Origin of the sequence: Ruminococcus hominis, from assembly GCF_014287355.1 — a bacterium.
GTDB lineage: Bacteria > Bacillota > Clostridia > Lachnospirales > Lachnospiraceae > Schaedlerella > Schaedlerella hominis.
This window is the reverse complement of the sequence record NZ_JACOPE010000001.1, coordinates 1,212,309-1,226,285: the sequence shown is the minus strand read 5'-3', so window position 1 is coordinate 1,226,285 and position 13,977 is coordinate 1,212,309. Positions and strand designations below refer to the sequence as shown.

Here is a 13,977-nt window from a genome sequence, read left to right as displayed (position 1 = left end):
CGTAAAGCATTTTCATATTTCTTAATATTTTTGCTAATAAATTAATTTTTAGGTTCAATTTTTGCTCTTTCTTTTCTATTTTCCCTCAAATTTGCAGTATTTTGCTCAAAAATACGTCTTTTTATATAAGTTTTCTTCTATTTTTTCTATTAAAATAAAGCTAACAAAAAACACAGGAGGTCTTTAATATGTTTGATTCTTATTTAATTCGAGAAGACAGTCTGGAAAATACTGTCGAAGATGGAAAAGTTACCGGTTTCAAATTTGCAGTACGTATTGCTGATTACCGTGGCTGCTTCCTCTCGCTTCACAATGGATACTATATTGAATGTGATGGTGTTGTGTATCCGAGAGAATTACAGAAATTTGAAATTAATGGAAAAGAGCCAAGAGATTTCGAGGAACTAAAAACCTGCGTATGGGAACATTGGAATTATGACGACGAAGGTTATGTCTATGTTGCAAAAGAAGGTGGACTTGAACCTGGTAAACATGTCATCAAATTACAACAATCCATCCTCTCTCAATATGGATACATGCCATGGGATGAGGAATGGCTTAAAAATCCACCGGTTCCTGGAAGTGGTGCCGGTTCCGGAAAGACTGCATCAATCTGTTCTTTCACATTAGAATTACAGGAAGGAGATAAATAATTATGGGTATCAAACGTGGTGTATCTTTATACAGTTATCAACAGACACAATTCTTTAAACAAATGGATTGGAAAGATATGGTCCGGGAAATTCATGATAATCTACACACTGACGGAGTAGAGATCATTGACGAAGCGACTATTCGTGATTATCCATTTCCATCTGAACAATTTATTTTTGATTGGAATAATTATATCGCACGCTATGAAATGAAACCGGTAACGATGGACATTTATCTGGATGTACACCAGTTCCGTGATCATATCATGAATCATCGAGAGGCTGCAGAACGTCTGAAAAATGATATCAAGCTTGCTGCGCGCCTTGGTTTCCAGAATGTGCGCCCGCTTTGTCTTGTTCCGATTGATGTAATCGAGATGGCACTGGATACAGCTGAAAAATACAATGTCAGAATTGGAAAAGAGATCCACGCTCCACTTCCGATCCGACCAAGAGCAAGAAAACAACCAACCAGCGGTATGGCTGCTGCACTTGATTTCCGTATGTCAGAACAGATTATTGATCTTGCACAGCGTACAGGAAGTAAGCATGTAGGACTGGTTCCTGATTTTGGAATCTTCCAGCACTCTCCTTCTCAGGTCGCTATTGATTATGTAAAACGTCATGCTGAGATTCCGGAAGCTGTTGATTTTATTCTTGCACACAGTAAAGAATACGACCTGGATGATATGATCAAAGTTGTGAACGAGAAATATCCAAATCATGGAATCGATGGTTCTAACCTGGAACGTATGGCTCTTCACGAATCTTCCGCTGACCCGAATGACCTTGTGGAAATTCTTCCATATATCATGAGTATTCACGGAAAATTCTATAACATGACTGAGATTCCTGGAAAACCGGGATGCTATGAAGATCTTGCCATTGATTACGAAACTCCGATCCGTATCCTCAAAGAGCACGGATTTGACGGATACATTGATTCCGAATATGAAGGACAACGAGATCAGCAGGATCGTGGAATCGAATACCTTCCAAATGAAGTAGAACAGGTTCGAAGACATCATGAGATGTTGACACGATTGATTGGAGAATAACAGATATTTTTTAAGAACCTTGCAGGCCTTACCCTTAAGCCACAGGGTTCTTTTTTATATAAAAAATTCTCGGCAGTGATTTAAGATTTCATCACTGCCGAGAGTTTTCATCTATCGTTCCATATAGGTTTGCTTATATTATTTCATACATTTTGAAAATACATGTTCGATCGGTGCACTGAACAGCCATGCTGCAATGACCGGCATTAAAAAACCTGCAATCGGGATCAGATATGTGATCACACACGCAAATATCAAAGCAAAAAATATCAAAACTGTTGTTCCCGGAAAACGGATCATCAAGATCAAACTGTTTTTCATAAGATTCTTCACCGAATTGTCAAATCTCGCAAGATTCGCGAAAAACCACACCGCATATAAAGCGACCAGAACCATCATAACCAAAAACAGTGGATAAATATTTCCCAACATATTTCCTGCCTGACGTACGTGATTTACAACAAAATAATCACTCAAAAAGATAATTTCTATTCCAAGTATAAGCAACCATACCGGAGTGGCTTTTTTTAAGTTTTCTTTAAATGATATAAAAAAGGAACTACAGACATATCCTCTGTTATTTTTAATGTTTTTTTCTATCGTATAATACATTGCCGTAAATGATGCACCTGCCGTTACGATTGGGATACAACAGATCAAAAATAACATATTCAATAAAATACAATTTGCAATTTTACTGATTGCAGACATAATCGGATTGTCATAACTGAAAATTCCACCCATAGATTTTTCCTCCTATCACGTTATCCACTTTTCTAGATTAAAGTTTAACTCTCATTCATTCAAGATTTCTATTTTATTTTTCATCATTTTGTTGCTATTTTCATCTATTTTTTCTATTTTTCCATTTTTATTTTTACATGTATTCCCTTTTTCTTAATTTATCATTTATTTTATTCATATTTTCCTTTTCGTTTATTGACCTTTTTCTCCTCTTTTTTTATAATAAGGTTAATTTTTAAACTTTTATTTCTCAATAAATACTTTTGAGGAGGAATTTATTATGCTTTCAAACAATCACATAGATTATATGATCACCGATCTGGCTCTATATCGCTTTTACACAGATACGTCTCTTTGTCTTCCGGACTTTTGTGTTCTCTGCCCTCTGGAAAACAATCTTGAAATTCGCTATACAGATACTTATCATTCTGAAAATACACAGTGCATTCAACTTCATCCGCATGATTTTTTTGTTTTTCAGACAGGCAGCTCTATAAAATTAATTCCTGATGATGTATCTGTTTGCCTGCTTATCCGGCTCAATCCGGCTTTTTTGTTGAACCTTTTTTCTTTAGACCGACTTTCTTCTCTCCCGGTTGTTCACCTTGCATCACGATTTTCATCCGGGGCACTTTACTCCTTTTTGAAACTGTCTCACCTGTATATCACAGACAAAAAAGAGTTCGAATTTCAAATTATCAGTAATTTATACATTGTTTTAGATTCCTTGTTTCCTTCCCTTTCGTCTACTTCGATTTCAGACAAAAATCTACGACATTCAGAGAAAAGAAAGACAGCCATTCTTACTTATATTGACGCTCATATTCAGGAGTCTTTCAAATTAAACGAAACTGCACAGGCACTCGAACTTACTCCGCAATATCTTGCTTCCTGGTTTCAGAAAAATTTTGACTGTACATTTTCAACCTATATTCAACAAAAAAAACTGGAATCGATAAAGCTTTGGCTTCGCTATACTGCATTAAGTGATTCAGTTCTGGCTGAACTATTTCATTTCAAAAATGCAGATGCCTTATACCAGGTGATGCTGGAACTAGATGGAATATCCCCAACTCAGTACCGTGAACAATTTCAACAACCTGATTCCATATTATTGCCGGATGAAAGAAATAAACTACCTCTTTCCCCTTATTATGATGCACTGCTCTCCGCCGACATGCATCAAGAATCGACCGTACTCGCTGTTCTTAAGCAAGAAGATACGATTTTTAGAATTTCTCCAAAATCTTCAAAAAATATGCCTGACTCCTGGCGTTATCTTCTGAATATGGGATACGCTTATCAATTCAATGATAACCGCATGCAGGCACAATTAAAAGATATTCAGCAGACCGTTTATTTTCGATATGGTCGTATTTGCAGACTACTTGATCTGACAACAGTCCATATCATAAATCATGCAACCCGATATGGTTTTGAACAGATTTTTCAACTACTCGATGAGATGCTCCGACTGGACTTAACACCATTCATCGAACTTGGATACAAGCATGCAAAAGTTCACTTACAATTCCGTGAGACACAAATTCTGACTATGGATGAAGAAGTCTTTTCCTACTATGATAAAATCATTCAAATTTTACCCGATTTTCTTCGTGCATGTTGTAATCGTTATGGCATTGAAACTGTAACATCCTGGAAATTTTCTGTTTACTACGATTTTATCGAAGAACACGAACATCTATCGACGCTTACGTTTCGACAATACCTTGACTATTATCAGAAAATACGTTTTATGATCAAAGATATACTTCCTGAGACAAAAGTAGGCGGAGCTGATTTTAATATTTTTTTATCTTTTGATTTTTGGGAAGATAAGTTTCGTCTTATCAATGCTCTGCAGGTTCGCATGGATTTTATCGGTATCAATGCCTATGGCGGGGTCATGACTGATTCTCACGTACATCTGGCAACTGACTCTGATTATATGCCGGATAAGATTCGTAAAGCCGCCAAGTTGATCGATCACTATTTTCCGGCACTTCCGGTACTTATTACAGAATTTACCTTTTGCTATACTTCCAGAAATTATTTAAATGACATGGTATTTTCAAGCTGTTTTCTTGCATCTTTTCTGAGTGAAACTATGCAGTTGGTAAAAGGGATGGGATTTTTTACCATGTCCGACTTAAGTGTTTATTATGCCGATTCCGGAAATTTATTTTTTGGTGGAAATGGCCTTTTTAATTACATCGGACTTCCGAAACCGGTTTATCATGTTTATTCCTTTTTCAGAGAACTCGGAACTCGAATCATTGGACATACTTCTGATTATTTGATCACAACCGACTCCAATTACCGGTTTCAGGCACTTTTTACCAATTATGTTCACATTAACGAACAGGCAGCTTACAGTAAACATAACGAAAAGTTATTAGATACCCCGGAACAATTGTTTGAATCTTCAAGCACAAAGCCGTTACATATTCAGATTGAACAGGCAGTTCCCGGCACTTACCTTTTAAAAACCTATACTTTGAATGCATTCCATGGAAATCTATTGCCTTATTGGGCAAAATGCCGTTCTCTCACGCACTTATCAGAACAGGATTTCCAGACATTTAAACAGCTCGCACAACCTGCTATAAACCTGCACACCAAAACAGTATCGGAGGATGGCATTCTTGATTTTTCTGTTCATCTCGAACCGTCCGAAGTAAAACTTGTTCTAATTGATTATATAGAAAATTAATGAAAGGGATTTTTTATGAATGTAAAACAGAATTTTCCACTCACCAGTTTAACACAATACGCTGTCGACTCCCCGCTGACATTCTGTCATGATACATTTGACATTCTCTGCATTTTATCCGGCAGCATAAAAATAGCTCTCGATCATCATGATGCACGCACCTACCAGCACTCTGATGTTTTAATCATACATCCGAACCAATCCGCCTCATTTTCCTCAAATGAAGAGAATGAAATACTTCATATGTGTCTGCTGCCATCTTTTATTGAAAAATACTTAGGCACCGATTCGATTATATTCTGTGATTCAACCTTAGAACCAAATCGAAGTTACCTTGCAGTGCGTCGCCTGATCAGTAATATTTCCTGGCGATATCATGCTGATGGTCCGGTTTATGATCTTTCTCTCTACAGTCTTTTGTTTGAACTGCTGGATTTATTAAAACGGGAATACACTTTAAATCTTCCGCTTTCTATTGAATATAAAAACGAAAAGCAAAAGGAACGTTCCCTTGAAATTCAGGACTATATCCGTCAAAATTATAACCAGCCGATCACCCTCACTACACTGGCCGAACATTTACACTTGTCCGTCCAGTATCTGTCTAAGGTGTTCAAAGACTGTTTCCATATGAAATTTAGTGAATATGTAAATTTGCTGCGTATTCAACACGCAGAACATGACCTGCGCTACTCTGATGAATCTGTGACAGATATCGCCTTAAATCATGGATTTGCAAATGCAGCTACATTCAATAAATATTTTCGGACCACACATGGATGTTCACCAAAAGAATATCGTAAAAACAGTCAGCTTATTTCTTTGCAAGATAAAGAAACCCCACAGATAAATGAGCGAAATGTTTACCTAAATACGGATATAGAAAAGGAAGAACGTAATATTACAGTTGATTGTTCAACAACAACTGCTTTTTCGCAAAATTTGTGTTCTATGATAAATATTGGTTTTGCCAAAACTTTGCTCTCTGTTTCTTTCCAGGAACAATTGACGCGAACAGTCCGGGAACTTCCTGTAAAATATGTCCGCATAGAAGGACTCATCAGCAATGCTATGATTCCCCGGTTGGCTGACCAGAACGGTTTTTACTTTGCATCCATTGAGCAATCTTTAAACCTGTTACAACATTTGAACCTGATTCCTTTTATCGAACTTGGTAAAAACTCTTATAACTATTTGCAAAATAACTCCAATCAATGGATTTTTCGAGGATACAGTACGAATAAAAAGTTTCATCTGCTTTTAGAAGCTTTCCTAAAATATGTGACCACCCATTACGAACCTACATGGTACAATCAATGGATTTTCGAACTGTGGAATCCTCCTGCGGAACCACTTGACACTTATATCGAAGGTTATAAAATTATGAAAAATCTGATTCTTACTTATATTCCTTCTGCCAAATTTGGTGGTCCCGGACATAATACCGGTCTGCCTTCGACAGACTTTCTCGATTATCTGGAATTATTTGTAAAAAATCAGATTACCCCGGATTTTATTTCCGTTCATATGTTTACCGCACAATATTTATTACATGAACAGACACAAAAACTTATCCGGCTTTTGGATCCAAACATCTTCTCGATTCAGGTGTCCTGGATGAAACGAAAAATAAAGCAGATTTTCGGACATGATATTCCATTGTATATCACGGAATATAATTCCTCCCTGATTCCGGGAAGTTATATTAACAACTCCTGTTATCAGGCTGCATTCCTCTGTCACAATTTACTTGCAGTCCATAAACAGGCTCCACTATCCGGTTACTGGATGCTTGCCGACACGCTATCCAACATTGAAAGTCCCGAATCCTACCATATAAACGGAATCGGTCTGATTACAGGAAACCAGATTCGGACACCAGGATACTATGCGTTCCGGCTTCTAAGTAAACTTGGCACTCGTCTGATCGAGCAGGGCGACAATTATTGTATTACACAAATCGACGAAAAAAATTACCAGATTATCTCCTGGCATTGTGTTCCATTTTCAAGCTCTGCTTTTTTAAGCAATGCAGAAGAACATTCTCTTCGGAATATGTATAAGCACTATGAACATATGCCACCGCTTCAGATGACATTTCATCTGAATAACATTCCATCCGGAACTTATCGAATCAAGCGATATCTGCTCGATCGTTTTCACGGAAGTTATCTGGATATCCGACTTGGAGAACTGATAAATGGAAATATTGATGAAGAGACCTTTCTCTATGAAAAACTTTCCCCCTTGCCAGAAGATATGAACTATTTATTATCTGCATGTGTACCGGAAGAAAGAGCACTTTATATGCAAGTTGAACATACACTTACGGTTACTTCTCCGATCTATCCACATAATGTATGTCTGTGGGAAATTACAAATCAGTATTAATAAAAGAAATGCACCAACGAAAATGAGGTCAGACGCATTTTTTGCATCTGACCTCATTTCTCTATTGTTGAATCAAGTAATTGAAGGTTGCCCTTTTTTCGTCTACATCATTGGAATTCTTTACCACTCCAATGACCAGAGAGTCCGTATCCGAAAGATATGATTTTATTACTTTTGAAGTTTGCACAGAAACTCCATCCACATCTTCCATCGCACCCTCCTGTGCATATTTTTTATAAATTGCATCCGGGGAGATCAATATATCAATATCCCCGGCTGCAAAACGCGTTGGTAAAACACTTGCTAAGTTTGATGCATCCTGACTCATCCATTCTACCGCAACATAGTCTACATCCAAAAACTCTTCAAGTTCTTGTTCAAGACCACCACAATCCGGTTCTTCTGAGGATATCACAAGCACCGTCACTACTGGACTTTTATATGCAAATACAGTTGTATACAATATATAAATTCCAAAAATAATTGCAGCAGCTATTACAATTGTTGTCTTTAAATAATAATCTTTAAAATATTGCCATTTTTCACTTGCAGTGTTCCCTTTTAACATCTTTTTATCTCTTCTTAAATTTACCAACCTTTGTTAATCTGTTTGGAAGTTTTGGTAACTTACCTGTTGTCTGTACGATAGCATCTTCATCACAAACTTCCATACATTTACCACATTTTGTACAATCGAAATCATCGATCATATGAATGTATTTTGCTTTTCCTTCGATACAGTCTTTTGGACATACATCCATACATTCTCCACAACCATTACACAGTGATGGATCAATGTAAATGTTAACGAAAGAAGTACAAGCTCCTGCCGGGCAGTTTTTCTTCTTAATATGTTCTTCATATTCTTTTGTGAACAGCTCTGTTGCACTTAAGGCAGCTTTTGCTGATACCTGTCCCATAGAACATGGTGTAGAGTAGCACATTGCTTCACCGATTTCTTTTGTCAGATCGATAAATTCAACCTTTCCTCTTCCTTCTGTGATTTCTTTCTGCATATGCTCTAACTGAATCAGTCCTTCACGGCAGAATACACATTTCCCACAGCTTGTCTTTCTGGAAGCAAGAAGTTCTTTCTGTGCTCCCTGTACGATACAGTCTTTGCTTGTCAGAACTCGTACAACACCGTTTGTGATTCCAGCTTCACCGACTGTCGTCTCAGCAGCTTCCGGTGTATGATACTCATATCCAAAGTATAACGCTTTTACATCATCTGTATCAATCAGTTCTGCAATTTTTTTATCTTTTGCAACTTTCTGAAGGTCTGCTCCGTTTACTGATACATAAACACCATCTTCGTAAGCTCCGTCAAACAGATCGGCAAGATTTTTCACTGTAACGATATGAAGTACAGCGCTTCCTTTTGCTGCACGGACATTCACAATACCACTTACCAGCTCAACGCCATATTTCTCTGCTGTTTCTTTCAGGCTCTCGAAAAGGTCTGTTTCTTCTTCCGGAATCTGTAATGATTTTTTCTCTGTTCCCAGAGCATAAGCAGCAATGGAAATTCCTTCCATCACCTGCTCCGGCTGTTCTTTTAAAACTGCCAGTAATGCATGATCTGTATCTGCATTATTCAGTGCTGCTACAATACCTAATTCTTTCTGTTCCTCTGCACTTTCTTCTTTCGCTGCCATCAGACGGTCGAATAATGGCTGTGCACATAAACCATACTCAGAAAGATTTGCTTCCTGGATTTTATTCAGGACATCCTGACTGCTTCCATTTTTTGCGTTCTCTAATGCACTCATCTTATTCAGCCTCCTTATTTTCTACGAAATCGCCCCAGAGACTTGGTCTGGAAATCTGCAGACGTAAGTCACACTGAAGACATCTTCCAGCTTCTGCACAGATATCTGCGTCACAAATTCCGTGATCAAACAGTTTAAAGTTATCGCTTCTGCTCTCTGCCGGATCAACCTGTGTATGTTTTCTTTCTTCATATCCGAATCCAGGACACTGTCCGATATATGGATCTGCTTTCTGCTCAGGAGCAAGTACTTCAGAAATGTCTCCATCTCCGCCAAGATACTTGTCAATCTGAGAAGCTGCTTCTCTTCCTGACTCGATAGCCATGATTACTGATTTTGTTCCGTAAATAACATCTCCTGCTGCGAAGATACCTTCTACAGAAGTTGTCTTATCATGTTCAATATCTTTTACTGCGATACTGTTTGCTCTTCCAAGTTCAAGACCTGCTTCTTCTGTGATATCAGGTCTCTGACCCACTGCAAAGATAACTGTATCTGCATCGATGTGATGCTCTGAACCTTCTTCTTTTTCAATGATTGCACGGCGGTTTTCATCAAATGTAAATGATTTCACATTCATGAAATCAACACCTGTTACATGATCTGTTCCTGTAATTCTCTCAAATGTCTGTGCAGGATGTACGAAGATTCCCTCTTCTTTTGCCTGTTCGATTTCTTCATCATCGGCTGTCATAACTTCTCTTGCTTCCAGACATGCCAGATGAATCTCCTCTGCTCCAAGACGTTTTGCAGATCTTGCACAATCAAATGCAACGTTTCCACCACCGAGAACGATAACACGTTTGCCCATGCCTGTTTCTTTACCCATGCTGCAGTTACGTAAGAAGTCAGCATTCAGGATAACTCCGTCAAGTTCACTACCTTCCATTGGAAGACGAACACCTTTATGTCCACCGATTGTCATTAATACTGCATCATATTCATTCAACAGATCTACCGGTTTCTCAACTTTTGCATTTACTTCAATCTTAACGCCCTGCTCTTCGATTACTTTTGCTTCCTCAGCAATGATTTCTCTTGGAAGACGATATGCAGGAATTCCATAAGCCATCATACCACCAACTGTTGGAAGGGCTTCTTTCAATGTTACATCATATCCCTGTTTTCTTAAGTAATATGCTGCTGTCAGACCTGCAGGACCTGCTCCTACAACACATACTTTCTTTCCTGTATCTGCAAGCTGTTTTCCTTTGCCTTTCCAGTAAGCACCTGTATCATGCTCTGCTGCATAACGTTTGATGTCACGGATTGCCATTGGATCACTTACTTCTTTTCTCTTACACTGTAATTCACATACGTGGCTACAGATATATCCAAGAGCCTTCGGGAATGGAACTTTCTCACGAATAACGGCTGCTGCCTCATCATATTCTCCGTTTTTCACGTGTCTGATGTAACGAGGGATATCTGTATGTGCTGGACATGCATGACGGCATGGCACTACAGCATCCTCTTTCTTCACTTCTGAATTCATCAGTTTATCACGAATCGTACCTGTCGGACAGACTTCCACACAAGCCTGACAGAAACGACAATCTGCATCTTTTAACAGTTTATTATGTACAGTTCCTACATATGTTTCCAGTTCTTTCTTCTGATACTGAAGAACTTTTACTCCACGAAGTTCGTTACATGCACGCACACAACGTCCGCAAAGTACACAACGGTTCATATCATGAATGATCAATGGATTTTCTTCATTCTGTTTGAAACCTTTTGCACGTAATTTCAGACGACCTGTCTTTGGTCCGATATACTGGATCAGCATCTGTAATTCACAGTTACCATATTTTGGACATGTTGAGCAATCTTCCGGATGACCTGCTAAAAGAAGCTCTAATGCTAACATACGAAGACGTTCAAGTTCATCACTCTTTGTAGTAATGTTCATTCCGTCTTTTGCTTTTAATGTACAAGAAGTTGTTACACCCTCCTGCCCTTCTACTTCTACTACACACATACGACATGAACCAAGTGGGCTCAAATCTTTATGGTGACACAAATGTGGAATATAAATGCCTGCATCTAACGCACAATCCAGGACATTTTTACCTTCTGGGACTTCTATTTTTTTCCCATCAATTGTAATAACTGCCATAATTTCCTCCTTTTTCATAACCTTATGGTTTTATCGGAATTGCCGAATCCAAATCAAACCCGACAGATTTCTTTCCTGTTTCTATTAAAATAATAATCTTACACAACCATACATTCCCGCATCATTTCCAAGTGTTGCAAGCGAAATACCTGTTGCACGACATGCATGAAATGCTTTCTCTTTAAATTTATTCTGGATTCCCTGAATCAAGATATCTCCAGCTCTGGATACTCCGCCGCCGATAACGAAAATCTCAGGATCTGCTACTGCTGCAACATTTGCCAGTGCTGTTCCAAGCATTGTGCAAAGTCCATTAACTAATTCAAGTGCTACTTCATCCCCTTCTTTTGCAACATCAAAAATATCTTTTGCTGTTAAAGGTTCAAATGCTTTCAGCTTTGTATTTCTTGTTTCTTTTGCAAGCTGTTTCTTTGCCATACGGACGATTCCTGTTGCTGATGCATACTGCTCCAGACATCCTTTATTTCCACATCCACAAGCTTCTGTCTCATCATCATTCATGTGAATGTGTCCAAGTTCTCCACCAGCTCCGTGTGAACCTGCGATAATCTTACCATCAACGATGATACCACCGCCAACACCTGTTCCGAGTGTTACCATAATTACATTCTGGTGACCTTTTCCGCCCCCCTGCCACATCTCACCGAGAGCTGCTACATTGGCATCATTTCCTGCTTTTACAAAGAGACCTGTCTTCTCATTTAAAGCTTTTTCTACATTGATAACGTCCCATCCAAGGTTTACGCATTTATGAACAGTTCCTTCACTGTCAACCGGTCCCGGAACACCAAGTCCGATTCCCTGTACATCGTCTTTTACGATGCCTTTCTCTTCCATCTTACCTAACACAGCTGCTGCAACGTCATCTAAGATTGCTGCACCATGATTTTCTGTGTTCGTTTTAATTTCCCATTTTTCTAAAATTGTTCCGCTCATATCAAAGAGACCTATCTTGCAGGTTGTTCCTCCGATATCAACACCAAAACCATATTTTTTCATAGTTTACTTATTCTCCTTCTTTTTCATCATGATCACTGCTGCGATCACTCCAAAACTCAACATTCCGAAGAATGCGATTACAAACTGATTCACCGCTGTATTTTCACCTAATACGATTCTTGCTGCATTTCCCATAAAGATTGGAGCGATCAGTCCACCGATTCCGCCGATAATGGAAAATAGCCCGCTTGCCTTTGCTACTGCTTCCTGTTCAACAGAAATTGAAAGCAGATAAGATCCGGTTGCCATAAAACAACTTAATGACACTCCGCAAAGCGCACTCACAATCAATACTCCTGCCATGCCATGTACTGTCAATACCAGTCCATATCCGACTGCTGCAGTCAAAATTGAAAATGGTAACGTAAAGTTTTTTAACACTGCAGATATCTTTGAGAAAATCATACCTGTTCCCAGTGCAAATGCTGCATTTACTGATGTCACCATACCTGCCAGTCCAGGATTATTTGATATATTCTCTGCGATGTAAATTCCAATGTTCGTGCTGTATGCATTAATAAACAATGTATGTGCAAATGATGCGAATGAAATCAGATATACCATCTTATTCAGCTTCATATCCGATGCCTTTTCTGTCTTTGTCGGTGGTGTTTCTACCAGAAATGCCTGAACACCAACCATTGCGATGAATGGAATCAGATAAACAAGATAATAGTTTCGATAACTGAATCCTGCCAGCGTACCGCCAAGCATACTTCCTGCCATCGTTCCGATTCCCATGCCGACTACGTGAAGTCCCATATAACCTGCACGTTCTTCTTCCGGAATCAATTCTGCTGCGATTGCTGTATTCATCGGACCTGTAATACCAAATCCAAATCCAATCAATACTCTGGATACAACCAGAACCCAAAAGTTGTCTGAGAAAAATGGCATCAATCCACAGATTCCGATAATTGCCAATCCTATCAGTACAATCTTCTTTTTACTAATTTTTGTTGTCAGCCATCCGATCATCAGTGAACCAATCATGATCAGCAGGTACTGAATTGTCTGTAAAAGCTGTATCGCACTTGTTCCATATTGCTGATATTTTTCATTGACAATTCCAAGTACAGGTGAAATTCCTACAATGTTTAATCCAAATGCAAATGCTGTGAAGAAAATGCTGACTGCTATTTTTTTCTTATTTATGTTTAACATGGCTGAAGTACATCCCAATGTTCGGCAAGTTTTCCATCTTCCAGACGATAAATATCTACAACACGGCATTTTGTATTACCTTCTGGATCAACATTTTTCAAATAAACAGCAACCATATCCTTCTCTGCAATCATCATATGAATGTTCAAACGGAAATCTGGATGCTCAACAAATTTGTCAGCAAACGCTGTTTTCAATGCTTCTCTTCCCTGATCAACACCTGGATTATGTTGAATATAATCTTCTCTCACATATTTATCTGCAGATTCTACGATATGATCATTAAAAAATTCCTGATAGAATTTCCGAATTACTTCTTTATTTTTCTGTTCCATGTCTTTGT

11 protein-coding genes are annotated in these 13,977 nt (G+C 38.4%); 4 read left to right on the top strand and 7 right to left on the bottom strand.

The genetic code is table 11. The annotated features are described in order from the left end of the window. Positions 1-188: 188 nt before the first annotated feature. Positions 189-653, top strand: coding sequence for a C-glycoside deglycosidase beta subunit domain-containing protein (locus H8S40_RS05285; protein ID WP_118688180.1), 465 nt, complete (start codon positions 189-191; stop codon positions 651-653). A gap of 2 nt (positions 654-655) precedes the next feature. Further along, positions 656-1,711, top strand: a complete 1,056-nt coding sequence (locus H8S40_RS05280) for an apurinic/apyrimidinic endonuclease family protein (protein WP_186864765.1) — start codon at positions 656-658, stop codon at positions 1,709-1,711. A 138-nt stretch (positions 1,712-1,849) separates the two neighbouring features. Here H8S40_RS05280 and H8S40_RS05275 read toward each other — a convergent pair whose 3' ends face one another. Next, entirely contained in the window at positions 1,850-2,455 is a 606-nt protein-coding gene (locus tag H8S40_RS05275) for a YesL family protein (RefSeq protein WP_186864764.1), read from the bottom strand. Between the two features lie 280 nt (positions 2,456-2,735). Here H8S40_RS05275 and H8S40_RS05270 point away from each other — a divergent pair, with 280 nt between their 5' ends. Together H8S40_RS05270 and H8S40_RS05265 are read left to right on the top strand one after the other, a co-directional pair. After that, positions 2,736-5,168 carry a GH39 family glycosyl hydrolase gene (locus H8S40_RS05270; RefSeq protein ID WP_186864763.1) on the top strand — a complete coding sequence of 811 codons (2,433 nt, stop codon included), beginning with the start codon at positions 2,736-2,738 and terminating at the stop codon, positions 5,166-5,168. Between the two features lie 15 nt (positions 5,169-5,183). Next, positions 5,184-7,559 carry a GH39 family glycosyl hydrolase gene (locus H8S40_RS05265; protein ID WP_186864762.1) on the top strand — a complete coding sequence of 792 codons (2,376 nt, stop codon included), beginning with the start codon at positions 5,184-5,186 and terminating at the stop codon, positions 7,557-7,559. A 61-nt stretch (positions 7,560-7,620) separates the two neighbouring features. On the opposite strand, the gene H8S40_RS05260 is transcribed toward H8S40_RS05265, so the two are convergent. From H8S40_RS05260 to H8S40_RS05235, 6 genes are all read right to left on the bottom strand, one after another. Continuing rightward, entirely contained in the window at positions 7,621-8,127 is a 507-nt protein-coding gene (locus H8S40_RS05260; RefSeq protein WP_118688184.1) for a hypothetical protein, read from the bottom strand. Between the two features lie 4 nt (positions 8,128-8,131). Continuing rightward, positions 8,132-9,331 carry an NADH-ubiquinone oxidoreductase-F iron-sulfur binding region domain-containing protein gene (locus H8S40_RS05255; protein ID WP_118688185.1) on the bottom strand — a complete coding sequence of 400 codons (1,200 nt, stop codon included), beginning with the start codon at positions 9,329-9,331 and terminating at the stop codon, positions 8,132-8,134. A gap of 1 nt (position 9,332) precedes the next feature. Continuing rightward, complete coding sequence (locus H8S40_RS05250; RefSeq protein ID WP_186864761.1) at positions 9,333-11,450, bottom strand: FAD-dependent oxidoreductase; 2,118 nt, start codon at positions 11,448-11,450, stop codon at positions 9,333-9,335. A gap of 84 nt (positions 11,451-11,534) precedes the next feature. After that, positions 11,535-12,470 carry an ROK family glucokinase gene (locus H8S40_RS05245; RefSeq protein WP_118724602.1) on the bottom strand — a complete coding sequence of 312 codons (936 nt, stop codon included), beginning with the start codon at positions 12,468-12,470 and terminating at the stop codon, positions 11,535-11,537. Between the two features lie 3 nt (positions 12,471-12,473). Continuing rightward, positions 12,474-13,634, bottom strand: coding sequence for an MFS transporter (locus H8S40_RS05240; RefSeq protein WP_186864760.1), 1,161 nt, complete (start codon positions 13,632-13,634; stop codon positions 12,474-12,476). Continuing rightward, on the bottom strand, positions 13,628-13,969 hold the full coding sequence (locus H8S40_RS05235; RefSeq protein ID WP_121055982.1) for a nuclear transport factor 2 family protein: 342 nt from the start codon (positions 13,967-13,969) through the stop codon (positions 13,628-13,630). The genes H8S40_RS05240 and H8S40_RS05235 overlap by 7 nt, the downstream gene beginning before the upstream one ends. Positions 13,970-13,977: the final 8 nt, after the last annotated feature.

Bases quoted from the DNA above. Each gene is read 5' to 3' on its own strand.
- H8S40_RS05285 (WP_118688180.1), top strand. From the start codon at position 189: ATGTTTGATTCTTATTTAATTCGAGAAGACAGTCTGGAAAATACTGTC.
- H8S40_RS05280 (WP_186864765.1), top strand. From the start codon at position 656: ATGGGTATCAAACGTGGTGTATCTTTATACAGTTATCAACAGACACAA.
- H8S40_RS05275 (WP_186864764.1), bottom strand. From the start codon at position 2,455: ATGGGTGGAATTTTCAGTTATGACAATCCGATTATGTCTGCAATCAGT.
- H8S40_RS05270 (WP_186864763.1), top strand. From the start codon at position 2,736: ATGCTTTCAAACAATCACATAGATTATATGATCACCGATCTGGCTCTA.
- H8S40_RS05265 (WP_186864762.1), top strand. From the start codon at position 5,184: ATGAATGTAAAACAGAATTTTCCACTCACCAGTTTAACACAATACGCT.
- H8S40_RS05260 (WP_118688184.1), bottom strand. From the start codon at position 8,127: ATGTTAAAAGGGAACACTGCAAGTGAAAAATGGCAATATTTTAAAGAT.
- H8S40_RS05255 (WP_118688185.1), bottom strand. From the start codon at position 9,331: ATGAGTGCATTAGAGAACGCAAAAAATGGAAGCAGTCAGGATGTCCTG.
- H8S40_RS05250 (WP_186864761.1), bottom strand. From the start codon at position 11,450: ATGGCAGTTATTACAATTGATGGGAAAAAAATAGAAGTCCCAGAAGGT.
- H8S40_RS05245 (WP_118724602.1), bottom strand. From the start codon at position 12,470: ATGAAAAAATATGGTTTTGGTGTTGATATCGGAGGAACAACCTGCAAG.
- H8S40_RS05240 (WP_186864760.1), bottom strand. From the start codon at position 13,634: ATGTTAAACATAAATAAGAAAAAAATAGCAGTCAGCATTTTCTTCACA.
- H8S40_RS05235 (WP_121055982.1), bottom strand. From the start codon at position 13,969: ATGGAACAGAAAAATAAAGAAGTAATTCGGAAATTCTATCAGGAATTT.